Raw genomic sequence first — 19,984 nt, 5'->3', positions numbered from 1 at the left:
TGAAAAATCGGTTCACCTTTCTGCCAGAATAAGAGAAAGTAAAAGAAATTCTTTACCGTCTTGAATTAACGAGGAAAAGTATGGAAAGCGCACAAAAACGCACCTCAGCCCAACGTTCTTTACTTTCTGAAAGAATCAACAAGCTTGTTGAAGGCTTGTCTGATGGCGTCTATGAACGTGAAGAAACCATCAAATTGTGTTTGTTGGCAGCCTTATCAGGTGAAAGTGTCTTTCTTTTAGGGCCTCCAGGTATAGCAAAAAGCCTCATAGCCAAACGACTTATTCAAGCCTTTGAGAGCAATAGCTACTTTGAATATTTAATGACGCGTTTTTCTACACCAGAAGAAGTCTTTGGCCCGTTGAGTATCGAAGAGCTTAAAGATAATGGCCGTTATGTCCGCTTAACCGATGGCTATTTACCCACGTCACAAATCGTTTTCTTAGATGAAATTTGGAAAGCCGGACCAGCGATTCTGAATACCTTATTGACGGTTGTGAATGAAAAGACCTTTAAAAATGGTAATGACATTGAACGCGTTCCCATGCGTTTGTTGATTGCGGCGTCAAATGAACTTCCTAATGAAGACAGCGGATTAGAAGCTTTATATGACCGCCTGTTAGTTCGCGTGTTCGTCAATCGAATTCAAAATAAACAAAACTTCCGTTCGATGCTCACCGTCGGCACCGACCAAGAAGCGAAAATCTCCCCAGAGCTTGCGATTAAAGACGAAGAATACTTTCAATGGCTTAAAGAACTTGACCAACTTCAACTGCCTGAACAGTCGTTTGAACAGCTTTACTACATCAAATCCATCATTGAATCTAAAGAACAACAAACTGCTTCTGCCACAACCGGAGAGAGTGATCTGTATATTTCGGATCGTAGATGGAAGAAAGCCGTTAAGTTGCTGAAGGCTAGCGCGTATTTTAATGGGCGCGATGAAATTAACGCGTTAGATTTACTGTTACTGCAAGACTGCTTATGGAATTCGCCACAATCTCGCCTTGTCATTCGTGAGTGTTTGAACGATTTTGCTACCGAACAAGCCTATCAACAACGTTCACTACGAACTCAAATCGAACAAAAACAAACTAAACTGGCTGAACTTGAAAATACCGTCACACAGCGTTTTGCGATGACGCTCAATGCCGAGACTGAAGGTACATTGCGCCGTAAAAATGTTTATCAATACGATTTATCGAGCGCTAAACGTTATAAGGTGGCCAATAGTTCAGATTTGGTCAAATTGGTATTACTGCAATCCAATATGTCAGTAACCGATCATGATACGGGCGACAGCCGTTGGGTTTACATCCCATACAAAGAATTGGAGCAAATTGTGCGTGATGGCGGTGGTGAAGGCTATGGTTATGTCAATAAGAAAACCACTTTATGTCGCTTCCGCTTTGAATTGGATGTAGAACAACGCCTTGTCATTAAAGATATTGCCAACCGAGCGATTCCAGTAACCGTGGTGACGCAACAAGGTTTTGACCATGAAATATTGTCGCAATGGCAGCAAACGACTCAAGAGGTGGTTAAAGCGTTATCTGAATTAGAGTTTGATGTCCGTAAAGCACGTAACGACTTTCATGCCAGCTTACCACATAGTTTTGTGGATAAAGCTGTGCTACTGAATATTGAGTCGAGCATCCAAGATCTCAGCCAATTAACGGATGAAATGAAATCTCAGTGTGATGAAACAATGAATCAAGTACATCGAATCCAAGAAGCCTTTGAGTAACGAGCGACATCTATGTTAGGAATTGATGCGTTAGACATTGCGGTCTTATTAGCGGATGCAGAAATGGTTGAAGTGGCGTTGCAAGATTTAATTGGACGCTCTCAGCTATTGCCTCTTGTGGAAGACAATAAGTCTGTTGGGAATTTGGTTCGTAACCAGCTTGAACGCTGGAAAAAACGTGCAACTGGCAAGCTAAACAATGCGCCCCAAACTCAAGAAATGAAGCAAGAAATCACCTTATACCAAGAGGTGATCCATTGGAGTGAGAAAGAGTTTCTCGACAAGATCGAACATCTGCTGGAGCAGTTAAAAGAGTGTTCGGAGTTTTATCCTCAAGCTGTGAAATTACTCGCTGATGGCAACGCTAAATTTAACCCAATGCTGCCGCACTTTTTTTGTCAACAATGGTACAAAAGCATCACAGAAAACGTCAAAAAAATCCAAGAAGCGCAACTAGAAAAAGAAAAACAAATTGAACTGGAGCAATTAAGAAAACGTCTCGAAAATATAAAAAAAATGGATCAATTGACACCAGAGCAAGATACGGGTGCGATTGCCGGACGTATGTGGGATATGACTAATGTCAGTTTGTCTAAAAGTGATTGGTCGGTGATGAAAAACCAGGCGGATTTTTTACAAAAACACCCTCAATTACAAGAAATTGCCGAGCAGCTTGGACGAATGGCTCGCAGCGCCGATCCCAATGAGCCACCTCAGTACAGCGAAGGTATTCAATATGCCGAAGAAACGTCTGAGATGGCAACGGATGATATTGTTGGCATCCATGAAAGCAATGATCTTAATAAATTACTACCCAATGAGCTCATGTTTCTGGCTTACCCAGAATTAGAAGTGGTGTTTTATAAGCACTTAATCGATAAACGGTTAATGAACTATCAAATGCAAGGCAAAGCCTATTCATCAAAAAAAGTGACTTCAACCGAACCTGTACCGGCGAAAACAGAAGAGGAAACAGGGCCATTCATCATTTGCGTCGACGCGTCTGGTTCAATGCGTGGCTTTCCTGAACAATGTGTTAAGGCAATTGCTTTTGCATTAATGCAGATAGCACTAGCAGAAGGCCGAGATTGCTTCGTCGTGCTATTTTCAACTGACTATGTCACTTACCAATTGACCAAACAAGATGGTCTAAGAGAGGCGAGTGACTTCCTTTCCTACACATTCCACGGTGGTACTGACTTAGAGCCTGCGATTAATGAAGCGATAAAGCAAATGCAGACTGACCGTTATCAACATGCCGATCTGGTCATTTTGTCTGATTTCATTGCTCCCAAACAATCTAAAGACATGATCCGTCAAGTGGAAGAATTAAAAGAGAGAAAGAATCGTTTTCATGCCATCAGCTTATCGAAATATGGCAACCCTGAGTTAATGAATATTTTTGATCATGTTTGGTCATACACGCCCAACATCGGGCAGCGATTTATGAAGCAAAAATAGCATCAGAAGCACATCACGTGTATCGGTATTTCTAGTGAGTACCATGATTTGTCATGAACAGAGTTTCTTAAACGCTAACTTTATTCATTCAGCTCACTAATTTTATCAGTGTCATTAAATAGAAATCATTATGAAACTTAACTGTCATAGATAGCCATGATGATAAGGTTTTATTTTCACGGAAGATTTGGAGAACAAGAAGTGAAATTTCAACCAACCTTATCAGTTTTAACTTTAGGCTTAATAACCGCATTACCCACATACGCATTAAACGTGGACCTCGTTGGACGCTATCAAACCGGGATTTATGGCGAAGCTGGTGCAGAAATTGTGGACTACCATCAAAGTACCGCATCCGCTTACGTAGTCGATGGTGCTCAAAACCGCATTGATATCATTTCATTATCTAATTTGCCTACTAAGCCTATCTCAACGCCTTATACAGCGAATACACTTCAAGCTTCACATCTTAGTCTTCCTGATAGTGTCACCACAGCCCAAGGAAAAGTCATTCCACTTGCGACCGCGAATTCAATAGCCATCCACCAAAACTGGCTGGCTATTGCCGTACAAAACAAAGAAAAGTATGACAATGGCGCAGTACTGTTTTACGAAATCAAGGCAGACAAACCGCAGTTGAAACTCGCCGTAGAAGTCGGGTCCTTACCGGATATGGTGACCTTCACACCTGATGGCAGTAAAGTTTTGATTGCAAATGAAGGCGAGCCAAGCCCTGATTATCAGCATGATCCCGTCGGTAGTATTGGGGTTATTAATATGAAAAATGGCCAACCTGAAGAAAACGCAACATTACTCATGTTTGATAAGTTCGAATCGCAAAAAGAGCAACTGATCAAACAAGGCTTTAAATATGCGAGCCCTAAAGGTCATACACTCGCTCAAGATATTGAGCCCGAGTACATCACTGTAACGGAAGATAGCCGTTTTGCTTGGGTCTCACTGCAAGAAAATAACGCACTGGCACAAGTGGACCTAAAATCAAACGATATTGTTGCCATTCATCCGCTTGGGCTTAAAGATTTCGGCAAAGATGAAAATGCCATCGATGCGAGTGATAAAGATGACAAAATAAATATTCGAGCGTGGCAGGGCGTCTATGGACTTTATCAACCTGACACCGTTCATAATTACACTGTCGATGGAAAACATTACACTGTCACGGCTAATGAAGGAGATTCACGTGATTGGTGGTTTACTGCTGCCGATGAGGATTCTTGTTTACAAGCTGGTGGTCAAAAATTTGATGAGGAAGACGGCTGCCTTGGCTATAGCGAAGAAACAAGAGCCGCAAAATTACCATTGGGCGACAATCATCCACAGAAAGATCATCTCGGTAAAAAAGAACTGGGCCGCTTAAAAGTCACGAAAGCCATGGGTGATGAAAACGGGGACGGTAAATACGAGAAAATTGTTTCCTTTGGTGCACGTTCATTCTCAATTTGGGATGAATCAGGCAAGCAAGTGTTTGATAATGGCAATCAATTTGCCAAAATTATCGCAGAACGTTTTCCTAAAGGCTTTAATACTGACGAAGCAGAAAATAAACTTGATAATCGTTCCGATGATAAAGGAACAGAGCCGGAGGCTCTAGCACTCGGTCAAGTGGGTGATAAAATTTATGCTTTCATTGGACTAGAAAGAATGGGTGGAATCATGGTGTATGACATCACCGCGCCACAGAAACCGGCTTTTATCGACTATATATTAAATCGAGATTTAACCGCAAAATTTGAAATAGATGACTCAACATCACCTGTCACGCTAAAAGGTGATTATATTCAAGCCGGTGACCTAGCACCAGAAGGGATGCGTTTTGTTTCACCAGAACAAAGCCCAACGAAGCAAGCCTTACTATTAGTTGCCAATGAAGTGAGTGGCACTGTATCGGTATATCAATTGAACTAAGTCTGATCATTCCATACTCATCCAGACTCAGTTGATTAGCCCTGTTTGTGACAAGCAGGGCTTTTTCAGTTAATGCCATTTGAAAAATCGCCAATTGAAGCCAATATGATAGTTGAGTGATTAACTGTTTGCTTTTCTTATTGGTTTACTCGTTCACTCAACTTAGGAGTCAGTTTATTGTAAACACAAGGTTAAAATGCGAAAATCCGATTTTCATTTAAGTTGCTGATTTTTATGGATTGTAATCTGTTTGCAATACAGCTGTACGCTCGAAAGTATTTGCACGGTTATGTGAAGTAGTTCAAAATTATTGCCAGGAAACAACTGGTAAGAGTTCTTCTAACATCTTATAGGGCAAAGACTGATCATGAAAGTCGTTGATTTAATCAAGCATAAAACAGATTCTTTAGCGAAACATCAATTTGAATTAAAAGATTTGATGTCGCCAGTATTGAGAGAATACTGGGCTGATTTTATTAATCGTGCAAACTCACAACAAATTTTCCCATGGTTGAAAGAGCACCAAACTCCTGCTGTTAATGAGGAAATTGCACCAGTCGCGGTACCTGACATTGAAATGTCGGCAGAAGCACAAGCCTTATACAATGAGTTAAGCTCTCAAATTGGTGAAGAAATTCACGTTGGCAACTGGATGACGGTTGATCAAGATAGAATTAATGCTTTTGGGCAAGTGACGGAAGATATGCAATGGATCCATACGGATACAGAGCGTGCCGCAACAGAGTCTCCATTTAAAACTACCATTGCCCATGGCTTTCTCACTTTGTCACTACTCTCAAAGCTTACAGACAGCGTTGATGAAGAAAACCCGCCATTTCCAACCGCTAAAATGACAGTGAATGTTGGGCTAAATGAAGTGCGTTTTCCATACCCTGTCAAAGCGGGCAATAATATTCGTGCACGCAGCAAGTTATTAAAAGTAACGCCTATTAAGCGTGGCTTAGAGATTGAACGCGAAGTTAAAGTGGAAATCGAAGGCGTGCGCAGACCAGGTTGTGTGGTCGTTTCTGTGATCCGTTTGTATTTTTGATTTCTAAAAAAACTAGATCCACAGACCCTAAGTAGGTTAGGTATTAATAAAATATTTCTTAAAACAGCGCTAATATGTTATTGGCGCTTTTTTCTATTAAAGGTATTTCAAGATGGCACGCACCGCAGCGGCATTACATATTTTGGTCAAACATGAATCCCAAGCGAAGGACATTTTACAACAGCTAAAAAAGGGCGCAAAATTCCAAACTCTAGCGAAAAAATATTCTACCTGTCCATCGGGTAAAAAAGGTGGAGATTTGGGGGAATTCCCGAAAGGCGCAATGGTCCCAGCCTTTGATAAAGTGTGTTTTAACGGTGAATTAATCACTCCACATTTGGTTAAAACTAAATTTGGCTGGCACATCGTCAAAGTGCTTTATAGAACTTAAGTTTTTTGATTTATTACGAAAGAGTCTACGAAGGTCAGTAGGCTCTTTTATTTTATCAATATGGCTTATGCGGCAGGAGTTAGAGGCGCCGGCATGCCATGATAAAACCCTTGGTACATATCGATATTCAATGCCTTCATTGTGTCAAATTGTTCTTGCGTTTCTATCCCTTCAATCACAGTTTTTGCGCCATATTCTTTGGCGATATTCATCGCTTCAACTAACTTAGTTCGATGGCCTTGCATATAATCTTCTAAAACCATGCGATCGGTTTTTACGATACTGGGTTCAATGAGACCAACACGGCCTCTATTTGAGAAATTCGCGCCGAAATCATCAATATCAAAACCTTACTTACTCATTGTTATTCATAGAAGATTAGCTCGAATGGTCGTGGCTTTAATAAAATAGCAGTGTAAAAAATTCGTTAATATAACGCTATCGCTCATCGAAGAAGTCCTTGTCTCGTATATATTTGCTCATCAAATGATAAGAAAAAGGTCTAATTAACCAACTGATAATGGAACGACCTAAGCGGATTAATGTTGGTGTATTTTCATAAATTTTCTCGTTATATAACCAAAGCACTTTGCCAACGTGCCAATACATAAATGGGATAGGAGGGAGAAATGTGACAATATCAATATCGCAGCAAATCCGAAAGGTACGTTTGGCCAACCGATAACGTTGCTTAAAGCGCCAACCACCAATAGCCGGTTGTCCGAAAGTGACCACGCGCTTAATGACGTTAGGGTATTTGCTTTCTAAATAATCCGCTAACACCAACCCGATTGCACCACCAGATGAATGACCAGTAATACTTATCCGTTTACCTGACTTTATGAGCGGAGCAAGAATCGTTTCCAAGCGTAAATAAACCGGTTCTCCGAGTCGATCGTCGCGATGATTCGGAACGCTTTCTTGGTGTATGAGGTAATAAAATCCAGCATGAATGGGGTAATGTAAACCTAGACTGGAGAAACAAGAGCGTTTCCACATAGCGAAATTCAACAACCAATCAAAAAGACTGTGTGAACCTTTAATCACAACAATAACTTCTTCTTTGTCCTGACTCCACAGCACACGCATTAACACTTTACCGCGTGAGTTTTTAATAACACGTTGACCATTTGGATCAAAACCATAACGGGTTTGTTTAAAAATTCGAGGGTAGGCTAAGCGGCACAACACCGCATAGCGTTCATATTGATAGCGTTTAAGTGATTTCAAGTATGTTGCTTATTCGTTGATAAATAAGCCACGATGCCATCATTACTTGACGCTTTAATGACAAGGAGGGATCAGCGTTTCAACTGCGTTAACCAACGTTGAATTTTGTCTTTTCGGATCGTGAGTAAAAAGAGTGCCACCACAAGGTAAAGGCTTGGTTCGAGTATTTCAGATTTTACTGACCAAAAGTAATGAATCGGAGCCAGCAATAAAGCGATATAAACCCAATTGTGTAACTGCTGCCATGATCGTCCCATCTTACGCTGGATAGCTTGTGTGGAAGTCAGAGCAAGTAAAAATAGAATGACCCACACAATAGCACCCACCACCAAATATGGCCGCTTTATAATTTCAGAACCAATTAATTGCCATTGTAAACTCAAATCAAACCAAGCAAAGGCAATGAAATGACATGCAGCCCAAGCAAAACTGTATAAGCCCAACAATCGACGACAACGCATAAGTTGCCCTTGTTTAAACTGTTTCACAATAGGTGAAATCAACATGGTGATCAGCAAGGTATTGAGCGCCGCTTTGCCGGTAAAATGCAAAATAGGCTGAACAGGGTCGGCACCTAAATGACCGTTTTTCACCGCAAATACTAGCCAAATAAATGAAAACAGTTGCACAAGATGCACGATCGCTTTTATGCCGATAACATGATTAGATTTTAAATTCATGACTTTAACAGGCCTAGTAATTACGCTTTAAATCTAAATCTTTATACAATGAGGCAACTTGATCGCCATAACCATTAAACATCAAGGTGTCTTGGCGAACAGATGAAAACAGACTACCTTCGCCAATGAATCGCTCGGAAGCCTGGCTCCAGCGCGGGTGATCCACATTTGGGTTTACATTAGCGTAAAAACCGTATTCATCCGGTGCAAGAAGATTCCAGGTTGTTGGTGACTGCTTTTCTAATAGCTGGATTTTCACGATAGATTTAATGCCTTTGAAACCATACTTCCAAGGAACGATCAAACGCAGCGGAGCACCATTTTGCGGCGCAAGGGTTTTACCGTACAACCCAACGGTCATTAAGGTTAAAGGATTCATGGCTTCTTCAATGGTTAAACCTTCAACGTAGGGAAAATCGATACTAGTAAAACCACGTTGCCCCGGCATTTGGTCTGGATCATAAAGGGTCTGAAATGCCACATATTTTGCTTTACTGGTTGGTTGAACTAATTTCAGTATTGAAGCAAGAGTAAACCCAAGCCAGGGTACATTCATGGACCATGCCTCAACGCAACGATGACGATAGATACGTTCTTCGATTTGCATGTTTTTTAGCAAATCTTGTACATCTAACTTGGCCGGCTTATTCACTTCACCAGTAATTTCAATTGTCCAGGGTTCCGTTTTAAAACCTTTGGCTTGCTCGGCTGGTTGGCCTTTACCAGTACCAAATTCATAAAAATTATTATAGGTAAGGACTTTTTGCTCCGGTGTTAAAACAAGATCGGCATTGGAATATTGAGAAGGCTTACCCGTTAATGGTTGACGAGGATCCGCTGACACATCGGACTTTGGGGCACTACTGAATACATCAAATAAGCCAGCCGAAGCAGGGGTAGCGAAAGGGGCAACAGCGGCGGTAATGCCGATTTTTTTTACAATATCACGACGTTGTTTATAAATGGTTTCAGGTGTCGCCTGATTTTCAGACAGATACCAGCTTGGTCTCGTTTTAATTAACATGATTATTCCTCATCATGGTTAGAATCCCTTTCCCACATGACCAACATTAGGTGAGAAAAATTTCATTCATCACAAAATAAAGATTTGTTACATAAAAGTAACCATGAATGAATAACGTCTATTCCTTATAGATAAAGGGATTGACACAATATTTCATCAACATCAAAAAATTTGAATAAGATGTCCAATGCAAAAGCTTCATTTTCATGGTCTTTTAGTAATACTGCCTATTAAAACAGACAAAGTAGTCCTATTTCGATGTTATGGAATCACACATGAGTAAAAACGTTCAACAGTACAACTTGTTAACCAAGATCAACCATTGGGCTTCAGCTATCGTGATCATTGGTTTATTTGCCGTTGGTTTATGGATGGTAGATCTAAGTTATTACAGCTCTTGGTATCAAGATGCACCACATTGGCATAAATCTGTTGGCCTCATTTTAGCTGCCTACACTATGTTTCGCTTAATTTGGAAACTGGCCACAGCCAACCCAGAAGTTGAAGGGGCTGCCTTTGAAAAAACAGCCGCCAAATTGGCTCACTTTTTAATGTATGCGTTATTGTTCGGCATTTTTGCATCTGGTTATTTAATTTCGACATCAGATGGACGGGGCATTGATATTTTTGATTGGTATACCGTACCGTCACTAGGTGCGTTATTTGAAAACCAATCAGACATCGCGGGACTGCTTCATTATTACTTTGCATGTATTTTGATTGGACTAGCATCATTGCATGCAATCGCAGCACTGAAACATCACTTTTACAATAAAGACAATACCTTACGAAAAATGACAGGAGTAAGAAAATGATCAAAATGGAAATGAAAAAGTGGCTAACTACGGCGGGTTTATGCTCGGCGATGCTATTACCTATGGGCGCAATTGCGGCGGATTACACTATCGATACTAAAGGTGCACATGCTTCTGTTAACTTTCGTGTGAGCCACCTAGGTTACAGCTTTACACAGGGTCGTTTTAATGACTTTTCTGGTACGTTCTCGTATGACCCACAAAATATTGCTGCATCAAAAGTCAATGTAGTGGTTGATACTGGCAGTATTGATTCTAACCATGCTGATCGTGATAAGCATATTCGCAGTGATGATTTCTTAAATGTGAGCGAATATCCGAAAGCCACTTTCACTAGTACTAAAGTGACAGATAAAGGTGATGGTAAACTGGCTATTGATGGGAACTTAGAGTTGCACGGTAAAACGGTACCCGTAACCATTGATGCAGAATTTATCGGCGCTGGTAAAGACCCATGGGGTGGTGAACGTGCTGGTTTTAAAGGCACCACGCGCCTAGAAGTTAAAGACTTTGGCATTCAAGAAATGGCTGGCGCAAGTTATGTTGATTTGGATTTATACGTGGAAGGCGTGAAGCAGTAATCAACTGACATAACATAAAAACTAAAAGGCTCACTGTGATGGTGAGCCTTTGTCGTTTTGTACGGGGTATCTTGGATTAATCGTAAATCGTTGGGATAGGCTGACGCTTATGCTGCGTCGCTTTATAAATACCAACTAAGCGCTCAATGACATCTTGGCTAACTTCTTTACCTTCTAAGAAGTCATCAATTTGGTCATAAGTCAGATTCAACGCATCTTCATCCGCTTTTTGCGGAGCCAATTCTTCTAAATCGGCAGTAGGCACTTTCTTAACCAGCACTTCTGGCGCACCAAGTTCTGCGGCAACTTGTCGTACTTGGCGCTTACTTAAACCAAATAAAGGGGCTAAATCACACGCACCGTCACCGAATTTGGTATAGAAACCAGTGATATTCTCGGCAGAATGATCGGTACCCAACACTAAGCCACCCACGTATCCCGCCACCTCATATTGAGCCACCATGCGTGCACGCGCTTTTACGTTACCTTTTACAAAATCCAGTTTTGCGGCATCGGTTGGCAGTAAGCTAGTACCTTCTAACGCTGTGTGAGTAGCGGTATTGATACCATCAACACCCGCTTTGATGTTGACTGAAATTGAGTGGGTAGGTTGAATGAAAGAGAGGGCGATTTGTGCCTCATCTTCATCTTTTTGCTCCCCGTAAGGCAGACGTACAGCGATAAATTGATAATCCGTTGTACCAGATTCTTGATTCAGTTCATTAACGGCTAATTGCGCTAGACGACCACATGTCGTTGAATCGACACCACCGCTAATGCCTAGGACTAGCGATTTACAACCAGACTGCTGAAGTTTTGTTTTGATAAACGTGACACGGCGTGAAATCTCAAATTGAGGGTCAATTGAAGGTAGAACCTGCATTTCTTGGCGAATGAGTTGCTCCATGATAATTCCTTAATGTGCAGCAAATTTAAATGAGGAGTTCAATGTCCTTGTATCATATACCCAAGTCACCTCAAGATGCGACCCCAATTGAGGGTATACATTCACTCTAAGTGATATAAATGATAATCTTTGTGGCATTCAAAATAAGCTAAGGAAGCGTATAAAGTGAAGATCGCGGTATTTGGTAGCGCATTTAATCCGCCTACATTTGGGCATAAAAGCGTACTGGAAAGATTGTCGCATTTTGATTTGGTCTTAATGGTTCCAAGCATTGCGCACGCTTGGGGGAAAGAGATGCTTCCATATCCAATACGTTGCGAACTGGTGCAATTATTTATTGATGATATTGCTTTGCAGAATGTACAACTGTGCGATGTTGAAACCCACTTATACGAATCTGAAGCTCAAGCATCTGTGACGACTTATGCAGTATTAGAACAACTGCAAAAAGACTACCCTGAAAGCGACTTAACCTTTGTGATGGGACCGGATAACTTTCTGCAATTTTCTAAGTTTTATAAGGCAAATGAAATTACGCAAAAGTGGTCTGTATTGGCTTGCCCTGAAACCATTGGTGTTCGTAGTACGCAAATCAGGCAAAACTGTAAAGTAGGGCATCCAATCTCTGATCTCACAACAGCCGGCGTGATTCACTATATAAATACTCACCAGTTGTATCAATGAAACCAACGACCTCAATTGAATGTGCAACAACCGTCAGTATAAAAATTATCTGGTCTTAAAATTACAGTGCTTGGTTCGCAATGGCCTGGCAAAGCTGTTGGGCTAATTCATGGTTACCATTAAAAACTGATTCAACTATGTTCTTTGTTTTCATACCTGATGAACGCGCTTTTAGTGCATCTCTCACCTTTAAAGCCATGTGTAATTCAGCGTAATCGATGTGACTTCCGCCTTTATTATCTAGGCTTTTAATGTCTAAATTCTTAATATTGGTGATGGTTTTCATCTCACTGGATAAGAGAGGGCTGAGTTTTGTAAGTTCAAAATTCACTACCTTTAACCATGACTTTTGTTCCAGATCAGCGGAATCAAATGTTGTATTTGCCAATGATTTTAGTAACGCACTCAGCAATTCAGATAGTTCAACTTCACCAGCTTGATAAGAATAAACATTGGTTGAACGGCATGACACTTCTACCTCTAATGACGTGGTATTAGGAAAGTAGGTAACTGCCGACAAACACTCAAAAGGCAGCCACAGTGCTTGGCCTTGCTCAAACACATATTCTTCTTTACCGAGACGAACACAAATGACACCTTGCTGAACATAAATGAGCTTATGTTTTATACTTTTTTTACGAGGCGTCGAGTGCAAGTAAGGGAAGTGATTGATTTTATGAGCAATTAAATAGTTCATGTATTGTTTGTCTGCGTTGAAGAGTGTGGCTAATTGGAATGTATCGGTTTGAAGATTCGGCGCTAAGATAACGCGTTCAGCATGGCTTTTCCAACCTTTTCCTTGGTCTGCTCAGTATCCTATCGAAAAATAGCAGTAATTATGCAAAGCATGCTTTCGTTAAAGTTGAACTTGCGTCTATTCCCAATTTCAACGAATTCATGTACTTTACGGCACCTAATTAATTCGTTTTACGTGGATTACGCCTGTCTATTTCTGGCATATCAACGTAAAATACCGTGTTTATTCATAATAGCAGTAACTTAATGAGCCTAGATAACGACCCATATAAAAACGACCCTTATAAAGACATTCGTCCTTATAACGATGATGAGATCCCGGCAGCCCTTGAGCGCTTAATTAATGATGAAGACTTCATCAATGCCATCATCAAATACCGTTTTTCTCATAAACCCGCTTGGTTTAAAAAGTTGATTTCACCTCTGATCAAAGTTTACTTAAAACTGAAATGGTCGAAGCTGAAAACGGTGGAAGACATTCAACATGAAGTAGAACATTTCATGGATTCCACGCTTGATAAAACAACGAATGGTGTCACTTTTTCTGGTTTAGATAAATTAGATCACGAACAGGCTTATTTATTCGTCTCTAACCACCGTGATATTGCTATGGATCCGGCTTTAGTGAACTGGGGTCTATACAATAATGGCCACAAAACAGTACGTATTGCGATCGGTGATAATTTGCTGAGAATGCCTTGTGCGACAGAAATGATGAAGCTCAACAAAAGCTTTATTGTAAAACGTTCAATTAAAGCACCACGCGAGATGATGAAAGCACTTGGTTTACTGTCTTCTTACATCAAACATTCTCTCGATAACAATCATTCTATTTGGATTGCTCAGCGTGAAGGCCGTGCAAAAGATGGCAATGATATGACCGAGCCAGCTATATTGAAAATGTTCCATGTAGAAGGTCGTCGCCAGAAAATTTCGTTTCCAGATTACATTAAATCACTCAAAATCGTGCCGGTTTCTATTTCATACGAAAACGATCCTTGTGATCTCGATAAAGCTAAAGAGCTCTATGAGATTGAAGTCAATGGCAAATACGAAAAAACTGAATTTGAAGATATTGCCAGTATTGTAAAAGGCATCATCGGTGAAAAAGGGCGGGTACATGTCAGCTTTGGTGATGTGATTAGCGATGATTTTGAAACACCGGAAGCGCTTGCGCAAGAAATCGATCGTCAAATTCATTCATTGTATCGCTTATATCCTGTCAACCTGCTCGCTGCTGGTAAACAAAGCGATGCCATTACCGATGAAGTGGAAGCGCATTTTGCTACTAAGTTAAAAGCATTACCCGAAGGGGCTCAGAAAAAACTTGTTGAAATGTACGCAAACCCGGTACGAAATCAACAAGAGTAAATGTTTCACCTTTTTCCAATAGAGAAGATGGAATCATTACCAACTAAAAAGCAACTGCCTAAACAGTTGCTTTTTTGTTTTGAACGAAGCTTATTTTACCGATTAGCGGTTTAAAGAGCGGCTTTGTAGTTCAAAAATCAATTTTTCAGCACTGCATTCAAATTGAATACGAGCAGTCAATTGTGTCGCGTCATCTGCTACTTCTTCAACTTCATGTTTGTAGGCACGGTTAACACGTTCTGCTAATTGAAGATATGGGTCTAATTGAGCCAATAAGACATCTTTTCCCTGAGCAAAAATAGTCACTTCTGCAACATCATCACCTTCTTTAATGATGAATCCCATTTCTGCACTGCAGCCACAAGCTTCACAAACTTGGTTCTCAGCTACTTCATAATCGGTTTCTGTTGTCATTTCTTTATCCTCATACAAAAACTGTGGGTACTTTACGCCTGTTCGAAGCTGAAAACCAGTAAAATGATGAGATTAAACAAATTGCTCGCAGCGTAAAAAAGTACACCTCATTTGGGCATAATAACCGGAAATCCGTATTCTGGATGAGTCGATATCAAGGTGGATTGACCATAAACGTTGTAAATATTGTCAGGCGAGAGTGTTTGCCAAGCGCTACCATCGGCAACGATATTCCCGCCCTGAAGCAATAAAATTCTATCAGCATACTGTGTGGCTAGATTCAGATCATGTAAGACCACAACCACCGCGGTTCCGGCTTGCGCCATTTGCTTAGCTAAAGATAAGGTATTGTGCTGATGCGCTAAATCCAGTGCTGAGGTAGGCTCATCTAACATGAAAATACGATTGTCTTGCGCTAAATGGAGCTGAGTTAATACACGCGCTAAATGTACTCGCTGCTTTTCTCCACCTGAAAGCTGGGGATAGTGGCGTGATGCCATTGAAAGAATCCCAACTTGCTCCATCTTTTCTTCTGCGATTAAAGCGAGTTCTTTACGTGGTAACCCTAGCGGCAGACCGCCGAGTTCAACCACTTCTCTGACTAAAAACGGAAAAGATAACGTACTATGCTGGGGGAGAATCCCTAAGTGTCTAGCGAGTAATCCCTTATCCCAATCTACGTTCGGTTTACCAAAATAATGCAGACTTGCTTCATGACTTGAACACACTGATTCTCCACAAAGAATTTTTAATAGGCTACTCTTTCCTGCGCCATTAGGTCCTAAAAGAGCGGTGACTTTACCTTGATAGATGTCGAGATTGAGCTGATTCAGAATGTTTTTTTTTCCATAGTGAAGAGAAAGGTTGCGTGCCTTAATGGCAATATCATGCTGTGATGTAGCTTGCTCTTTGGCACGGACAAACACTTTTTTATCTCGCTCAATCTGCTGAACAGGCATTCGTTTAGATAAAACATTCATAGTAAACATTAAATAAAACGTCCTTTTTGCTTAAACAACAGATACAAGAAGAATGGGGCACCGACAAGCGCGGTCACAATGCCTACGGGTAATTCGGCCGGCGCTATTGCCACGCGAGAAAACATATCTGCAACCGTCAGTAATAGCGCGCCGAGCAAAATAGAAACAGGCAGCAAACTGCGATGATCTGGGCCAACTAGCATGCGTCCCAAATGCGGAATCACTAAACCAATAAAGCCGATCATACCGGTAAGGCTGACACAGACGCCAACACCAACGGCGGTTAATAAGATCAAACGACGCTTTAATGATTGGATAGGCACGCCTAGGTGTTTAGCTTCTGCATCGCCCAGCAATAATGCGTTCAATGCAGGGGCTTGCTTAATAAACAAGATAGAAAGCGAAAGTAGGGTAACCGCTGCTAAGCCAATGCCATTCCATGTGGCACCTGCTAGTGATCCCATTGACCATAAAGATAAATCACGCAACATTTGATCGTCTGCAATAAAGTTGAGATAGCCGATCGCCGCGCCAGATAGGGCGCTTATCGCTACACCCGCTAATAACATAATGGTTACGGAAGTACCCATTTGTGATGTGCCTAACTTGTAAACAACAAGAGTAGTTAATGCGCCACCTAAAAAAGCAAATATTGGCACTGCGGCTATATTCATCAATGCTTGAAAGTAAAATGCAGGGTAGTAAACGGATACACCTGAAAACATTACGATCGCTAATGCTGCGCCCAAGGCCGCCCCTGCTGACACGCCGATGATTCCAGGCTCAGCTAATGGGTTGCGGAACAAACCCTGCATAACGGCACCACATAATGCTAAAATGCCGCCAATTAATAAGCATAATAAGGTTCTCGGTAAGCGCACTTGATGGATAATAAGAGAAACATGCTGTGGCAAAGCTGTCGAATCAGCAAAATTTGACGTTATCCAACTTTGTCGTAAAAGACTCTCTGGTAAAAAACTTTGCACACTATGTGAAAGGCTAATTTGCATAGGACCAACGGTAATCGAAATAACCGCCGTCACCATAACCAGACAAAAAAACAGTATAACAATATAAGATAATTGAGCTTGCCTTAGCATATTCGAATCTCTACCAATCCATCACTTACCGGGTTCATTACTCAGCGGGATAAACCAGTGGTTGAATACGTTCAGCTTCTGCCAACGTTTTTAAACCAAGGCCACCCACCAATGCTTTACCATCAATCGTAATGATATTAAGGTGCTTACCTGCCGGCGTTGCCGCTAGCATTGGCATTTTATCTAACACCGCTTGAGCACCGCCCAATTCATCAAAACTGCGTCCACTGACTAAAATCACATCGGGTTGCATTTGCACCATAGATTCAACTGAAATTGGTTTATAAGATGTCAACGTTGAGGCTGGGTTCTCAGCGCCAATTAAACGAATTAAAGCATCGGGTGTAGTATCGCTACCCGCTACATTGGCAGGTCGGCCTTCATGAATCAGTAAAAATAGGGCTTTCTTTTTATATTCAGGTTGATGTGAGCTCAGTGTTTTTACTTGTTGGTGAACTTTATCCTTAATAATCTGTGCTTCATTTTCGGTATCAGTCAGAGCTGCAATTTTATCAATACGTTTATCTAACCCCTCTACAGTATTTTGACTGTTCACAACATCAACAGACACGCCGGCTTGTTTTAATGTATTTAATGTCGTATCAGGCCCCATTTCTTCAGAGCCAATCAATCGAGTAGGTTGCAAAGCCAATAAGCCTTCAGCAGCCAGTTGACGGTGATAACCAACAACAGGCAGCGTTTTATCACTTGGCTGTTGGCTAGTCACATCGATTGCCACTAACTGGGAGGTGGCACCAAGCGCTTCGACAATTTCTGTTACCGTTGAGCCCGCGCTAATGATTCTTTCTTGTGCCACCGCCATTGTCGATCCAGCTATCGCTAAACTGACTAAAGACATGCGAACAAATTTTTGAATAACAGGGCGTTGTCGATTTAAACGAGACATTATTGAGGTTCCTCCATGAGAATTTGGGTAGCTGAAATATTTTGCTCTTGAAGAAAGCCAAATAACTTCACGATTTGTTGAATTTCTGCTTGTTTATCAGCGGCAATGACCACATTACATTTTGGGTATTGCTGAATCATATCGAGTAAATCTTGCTGAAAGTTTTTCCAATCCGCTGACGGCTTACCATCAACCGCCCAGACAGGATCTTGGTTTAATATGTTGATAGTGATCGACTGTTTATCGACTTCCTTGATTTCGGATGTCTCCGTAGAGGGGAGTTGCACATCGAGAGAACTTAATTTCACGGAAGCCGTCAGCATTAAGAACACCATTACGATAAAAATAATATCCAGCAAGGGGGTCAGATCTGGCACTGCGGAAGGGCTCGATTGCTGAGTTTGAGACTTAATCATTAGCAACCTGCTGGCTTGAATTTGTTTTATTGTCATTGATAAAAGAAGAAGCAGGATGAAGATCAACCCCTTCTAACCACAAATTAATACGGTTCATCGCATGCTCAGTCCTAGCAAGGATTCGTTCTGTCCATAAGGTATATAACTGAGCGGCAACAATAGCAGGTAAGGCAATCAATAAGCCTGCGGCAGTTGTTCGCATCGCCAAGCCTAGACCTTCAGCCAAATCATTCGGCGTAATATTTCCTGAACTTGCAGCGACTCCTTTAAACATATCGATAAGCCCAAGAACCGTACCAAGTAATCCTAACAACGGGCTGATCACACCAATCAATGTCAGAACCTTGAGACCGCTTTGCAGTCGGTGACGTTTTTCTTGCAACCAAATAGAAGCAATATCTTCACGCAAAACTTTGCTTACTTGAGATTGAGCCAGTAATACCCCCGTACCTTGATAAATAAAGGCTCTTCGTTGTGATAACTCATAAGAAAGGGCGGTCAGTTCTTGGTGAGCACTCGGCTTAACATTTTTGAGTTTGTGACGGACTTGATTTCGCCCAATAGAGTAACTAAAAACAATAAACACCAAACGGTCGACGACTAAAATAACAGTGATGACAGAACATAAAACCAAAGGCCACGCCATTAGGCCAAGTTGTTGTTCAATATGAGAAAATGACATCATTTTTTAACCAACTTAATTTTTATTCTAATTAATGGATTAATCCAATTTAAAACGAATCGGAATTTGAACACGGTGCGCCATGGAAACTCCGTTAACATTGCGAGGAGAAAACTTCCATTGCTTAATGGCATCGAGCGCGGCTTCATCAAGCATGCTTGCGCCAGAAGAAGACAGTAAGTTTTGCTTGATCTGATTTCCATTTTCATCCAGCCAAATCTCATACATAGCAGTACCTTCAATACCGCGTCGTTGTGCCAATCTTGGGTAACGAGGCTTGGTTGGTGGAGCTAGGAAAGTCGGCTGCTCAATTAAAACAGGTGCTTCACTCACGCCGCTTTTTGATGGCGCAGGTGTCGAGGCCGTTTTTTGTGGTTCGATAGTGTGGTTCGAGTCATGCTTTACTTGTGTGTTCTCTTTTTGTGGAGCGGCTTTTGGCTTTTCAACTGGCGGCTTTGTTTTTGCAACCGTGCTTTTAGCCTTACTGTTTTTAGATTGAGTATCTTGGAGCTTTGCTGTCTGTTTAGGTTTGACTATTTCAGGATTGGCTTTGACCGCTTTTGTCGTTTTTGACACATAGGTAGTTTGACTGGCTTCTTTTGCTGATTGACTCGTGTGTTCAACTTTATGTTGTACTTCATCACGCTTTGGTGATGGTGAAATAGCCTGAGAGGGCACTTTCACAAATTGAACAGCAATAGAAGAAGTTTGATTTCCAGTTGGCATAGCAAACGCATTTGGCACGTCAAATTGAGAAAGGACTCCGACGTGTACAGCAATTGAAACTGTAGCAGCTAAACCATAGCGACCCATGTTCACAGCAACATCCTTATAACCTTATTATCAACAATTCGGCGATTATT

The 19,984-nt window shown here is 41.3% G+C and carries 22 protein-coding genes; 9 read left to right on the top strand and 13 right to left on the bottom strand.

Going from position 1 to position 19,984, the window contains the following annotated elements:
- Positions 1–80: 80 nt before the first annotated feature.
- From Vgang_RS05950 to ppiC, 5 genes are all read left to right on the top strand, one after another.
- The gene (locus Vgang_RS05950; RefSeq protein WP_105902049.1) at positions 81–1,745 is read left to right on the top strand and encodes an ATPase RavA domain-containing protein; all 1,665 of its coding nucleotides are present in this window, start codon (positions 81–83) and stop codon (positions 1,743–1,745) included.
- Positions 1,746–1,757: 12 nt separating this feature from the next.
- Positions 1,758–3,206, top strand: a complete 1,449-nt coding sequence (gene viaA / locus Vgang_RS05945; protein WP_105902050.1) for an ATPase RavA stimulator ViaA — start codon at positions 1,758–1,760, stop codon at positions 3,204–3,206.
- Positions 3,207–3,407: 201 nt separating this feature from the next.
- The gene (locus Vgang_RS05940) at positions 3,408–5,132 is read left to right on the top strand and encodes a choice-of-anchor I family protein (RefSeq protein ID WP_245879905.1); all 1,725 of its coding nucleotides are present in this window, start codon (positions 3,408–3,410) and stop codon (positions 5,130–5,132) included.
- Positions 5,133–5,499: 367 nt separating this feature from the next.
- Positions 5,500–6,183 (top strand): MaoC family dehydratase, encoded by a 684-nt coding sequence (locus Vgang_RS05935; protein WP_105902052.1) that lies wholly within the window; start codon positions 5,500–5,502, stop codon positions 6,181–6,183.
- Between the two features lie 112 nt (positions 6,184–6,295).
- Positions 6,296–6,574 carry a peptidylprolyl isomerase PpiC gene (gene ppiC / locus Vgang_RS05930; RefSeq protein ID WP_105902053.1) on the top strand — a complete coding sequence of 93 codons (279 nt, stop codon included), beginning with the start codon at positions 6,296–6,298 and terminating at the stop codon, positions 6,572–6,574.
- Positions 6,575–6,639: 65 nt separating this feature from the next.
- Here the strand turns inward: ppiC and Vgang_RS05925 are convergent, their stop codons facing one another.
- The 4 genes from Vgang_RS05925 to msrP form a co-directional block, all read right to left on the bottom strand.
- On the bottom strand, positions 6,640–6,915 hold the full coding sequence (locus Vgang_RS05925; RefSeq protein WP_105902054.1) for an EAL domain-containing protein: 276 nt from the start codon (positions 6,913–6,915) through the stop codon (positions 6,640–6,642).
- A 97-nt stretch (positions 6,916–7,012) separates the two neighbouring features.
- Positions 7,013–7,804, bottom strand: a complete 792-nt coding sequence (locus tag Vgang_RS05920; RefSeq protein WP_105902055.1) for a lipase family protein — start codon at positions 7,802–7,804, stop codon at positions 7,013–7,015.
- A 71-nt stretch (positions 7,805–7,875) separates the two neighbouring features.
- Positions 7,876–8,484 (bottom strand): protein-methionine-sulfoxide reductase heme-binding subunit MsrQ, encoded by a 609-nt coding sequence (msrQ, locus tag Vgang_RS05915; protein ID WP_105902056.1) that lies wholly within the window; start codon positions 8,482–8,484, stop codon positions 7,876–7,878.
- A gap of 13 nt (positions 8,485–8,497) precedes the next feature.
- Positions 8,498–9,508, bottom strand: coding sequence for a protein-methionine-sulfoxide reductase catalytic subunit MsrP (gene msrP, locus Vgang_RS05910; RefSeq protein ID WP_105902057.1), 1,011 nt, complete (start codon positions 9,506–9,508; stop codon positions 8,498–8,500).
- A gap of 275 nt (positions 9,509–9,783) precedes the next feature.
- Here msrP and Vgang_RS05905 point away from each other — a divergent pair, with 275 nt between their 5' ends.
- Together Vgang_RS05905 and Vgang_RS05900 are read left to right on the top strand one after the other, a co-directional pair.
- Complete coding sequence (locus tag Vgang_RS05905; protein ID WP_105902058.1) at positions 9,784–10,323, top strand: cytochrome b; 540 nt, start codon at positions 9,784–9,786, stop codon at positions 10,321–10,323.
- 11 nt (positions 10,324–10,334) lie between these two features.
- Positions 10,335–10,904, top strand: a complete 570-nt coding sequence (locus Vgang_RS05900; protein WP_105902135.1) for a YceI family protein — start codon at positions 10,335–10,337, stop codon at positions 10,902–10,904.
- A gap of 76 nt (positions 10,905–10,980) precedes the next feature.
- On the opposite strand, the gene nadE is transcribed toward Vgang_RS05900, so the two are convergent.
- Positions 10,981–11,811, bottom strand: a complete 831-nt coding sequence (nadE, locus tag Vgang_RS05895; RefSeq protein ID WP_105902059.1) for an ammonia-dependent NAD(+) synthetase — start codon at positions 11,809–11,811, stop codon at positions 10,981–10,983.
- A gap of 165 nt (positions 11,812–11,976) precedes the next feature.
- Between nadE and Vgang_RS05890 the strand changes: the two genes are divergently transcribed.
- Entirely contained in the window at positions 11,977–12,495 is a 519-nt protein-coding gene (locus tag Vgang_RS05890; protein WP_105902060.1) for a nicotinate-nicotinamide nucleotide adenylyltransferase, read from the top strand.
- A 61-nt stretch (positions 12,496–12,556) separates the two neighbouring features.
- Here Vgang_RS05890 and Vgang_RS05885 read toward each other — a convergent pair whose 3' ends face one another.
- Positions 12,557–13,192, bottom strand: coding sequence for an AraC family transcriptional regulator (locus Vgang_RS05885; protein WP_105902061.1), 636 nt, complete (start codon positions 13,190–13,192; stop codon positions 12,557–12,559).
- A gap of 305 nt (positions 13,193–13,497) precedes the next feature.
- On the opposite strand from Vgang_RS05885, the gene Vgang_RS05880 reads away from it, so the two are divergent.
- Complete coding sequence (locus Vgang_RS05880; protein ID WP_105902062.1) at positions 13,498–14,622, top strand: 1-acyl-sn-glycerol-3-phosphate acyltransferase; 1,125 nt, start codon at positions 13,498–13,500, stop codon at positions 14,620–14,622.
- Positions 14,623–14,724: 102 nt separating this feature from the next.
- Here the strand turns inward: Vgang_RS05880 and Vgang_RS05875 are convergent, their stop codons facing one another.
- The 7 genes from Vgang_RS05875 to Vgang_RS05845 all read right to left on the bottom strand — a co-directional run bounded on the left by Vgang_RS05875 (position 14,725) and on the right by Vgang_RS05845 (position 19,934).
- On the bottom strand, positions 14,725–15,036 hold the full coding sequence (locus tag Vgang_RS05875) for a DUF406 family protein (protein WP_105902063.1): 312 nt from the start codon (positions 15,034–15,036) through the stop codon (positions 14,725–14,727).
- Positions 15,037–15,143: 107 nt separating this feature from the next.
- Positions 15,144–16,025, bottom strand: a complete 882-nt coding sequence (locus Vgang_RS05870) for a heme ABC transporter ATP-binding protein (RefSeq protein ID WP_245879906.1) — start codon at positions 16,023–16,025, stop codon at positions 15,144–15,146.
- Positions 16,025–17,062, bottom strand: a complete 1,038-nt coding sequence (locus Vgang_RS05865) for a FecCD family ABC transporter permease (RefSeq protein WP_245879914.1) — start codon at positions 17,060–17,062, stop codon at positions 16,025–16,027. Before Vgang_RS05865 ends, Vgang_RS05870 begins: the two co-directional genes overlap by 1 nt.
- A gap of 91 nt (positions 17,063–17,153) precedes the next feature.
- Entirely contained in the window at positions 17,154–17,975 is an 822-nt protein-coding gene (locus Vgang_RS05860; protein WP_105902137.1) for a heme/hemin ABC transporter substrate-binding protein, read from the bottom strand.
- A 47-nt stretch (positions 17,976–18,022) separates the two neighbouring features.
- Entirely contained in the window at positions 18,023–18,439 is a 417-nt protein-coding gene (locus Vgang_RS05855; protein WP_105902065.1) for an ExbD/TolR family protein, read from the bottom strand.
- Positions 18,432–19,124 carry a MotA/TolQ/ExbB proton channel family protein gene (locus Vgang_RS05850; RefSeq protein ID WP_105902066.1) on the bottom strand — a complete coding sequence of 231 codons (693 nt, stop codon included), beginning with the start codon at positions 19,122–19,124 and terminating at the stop codon, positions 18,432–18,434. Before Vgang_RS05850 ends, Vgang_RS05855 begins: the two co-directional genes overlap by 8 nt.
- Positions 19,125–19,160: 36 nt before the next feature.
- Positions 19,161–19,934, bottom strand: coding sequence for an energy transducer TonB (locus Vgang_RS05845; RefSeq protein WP_245879915.1), 774 nt, complete (start codon positions 19,932–19,934; stop codon positions 19,161–19,163).
- Positions 19,935–19,984: the final 50 nt, after the last annotated feature.

The sequence above is a fragment of the Vibrio gangliei genome, from assembly GCF_026001925.1.
Classification (GTDB): Bacteria; Pseudomonadota; Gammaproteobacteria; order Enterobacterales; family Vibrionaceae; genus Vibrio; species Vibrio gangliei.
The sequence above is the reverse complement of the archived record's forward strand: the minus strand, read 5'-3'. Positions and strand labels throughout refer to the sequence as shown.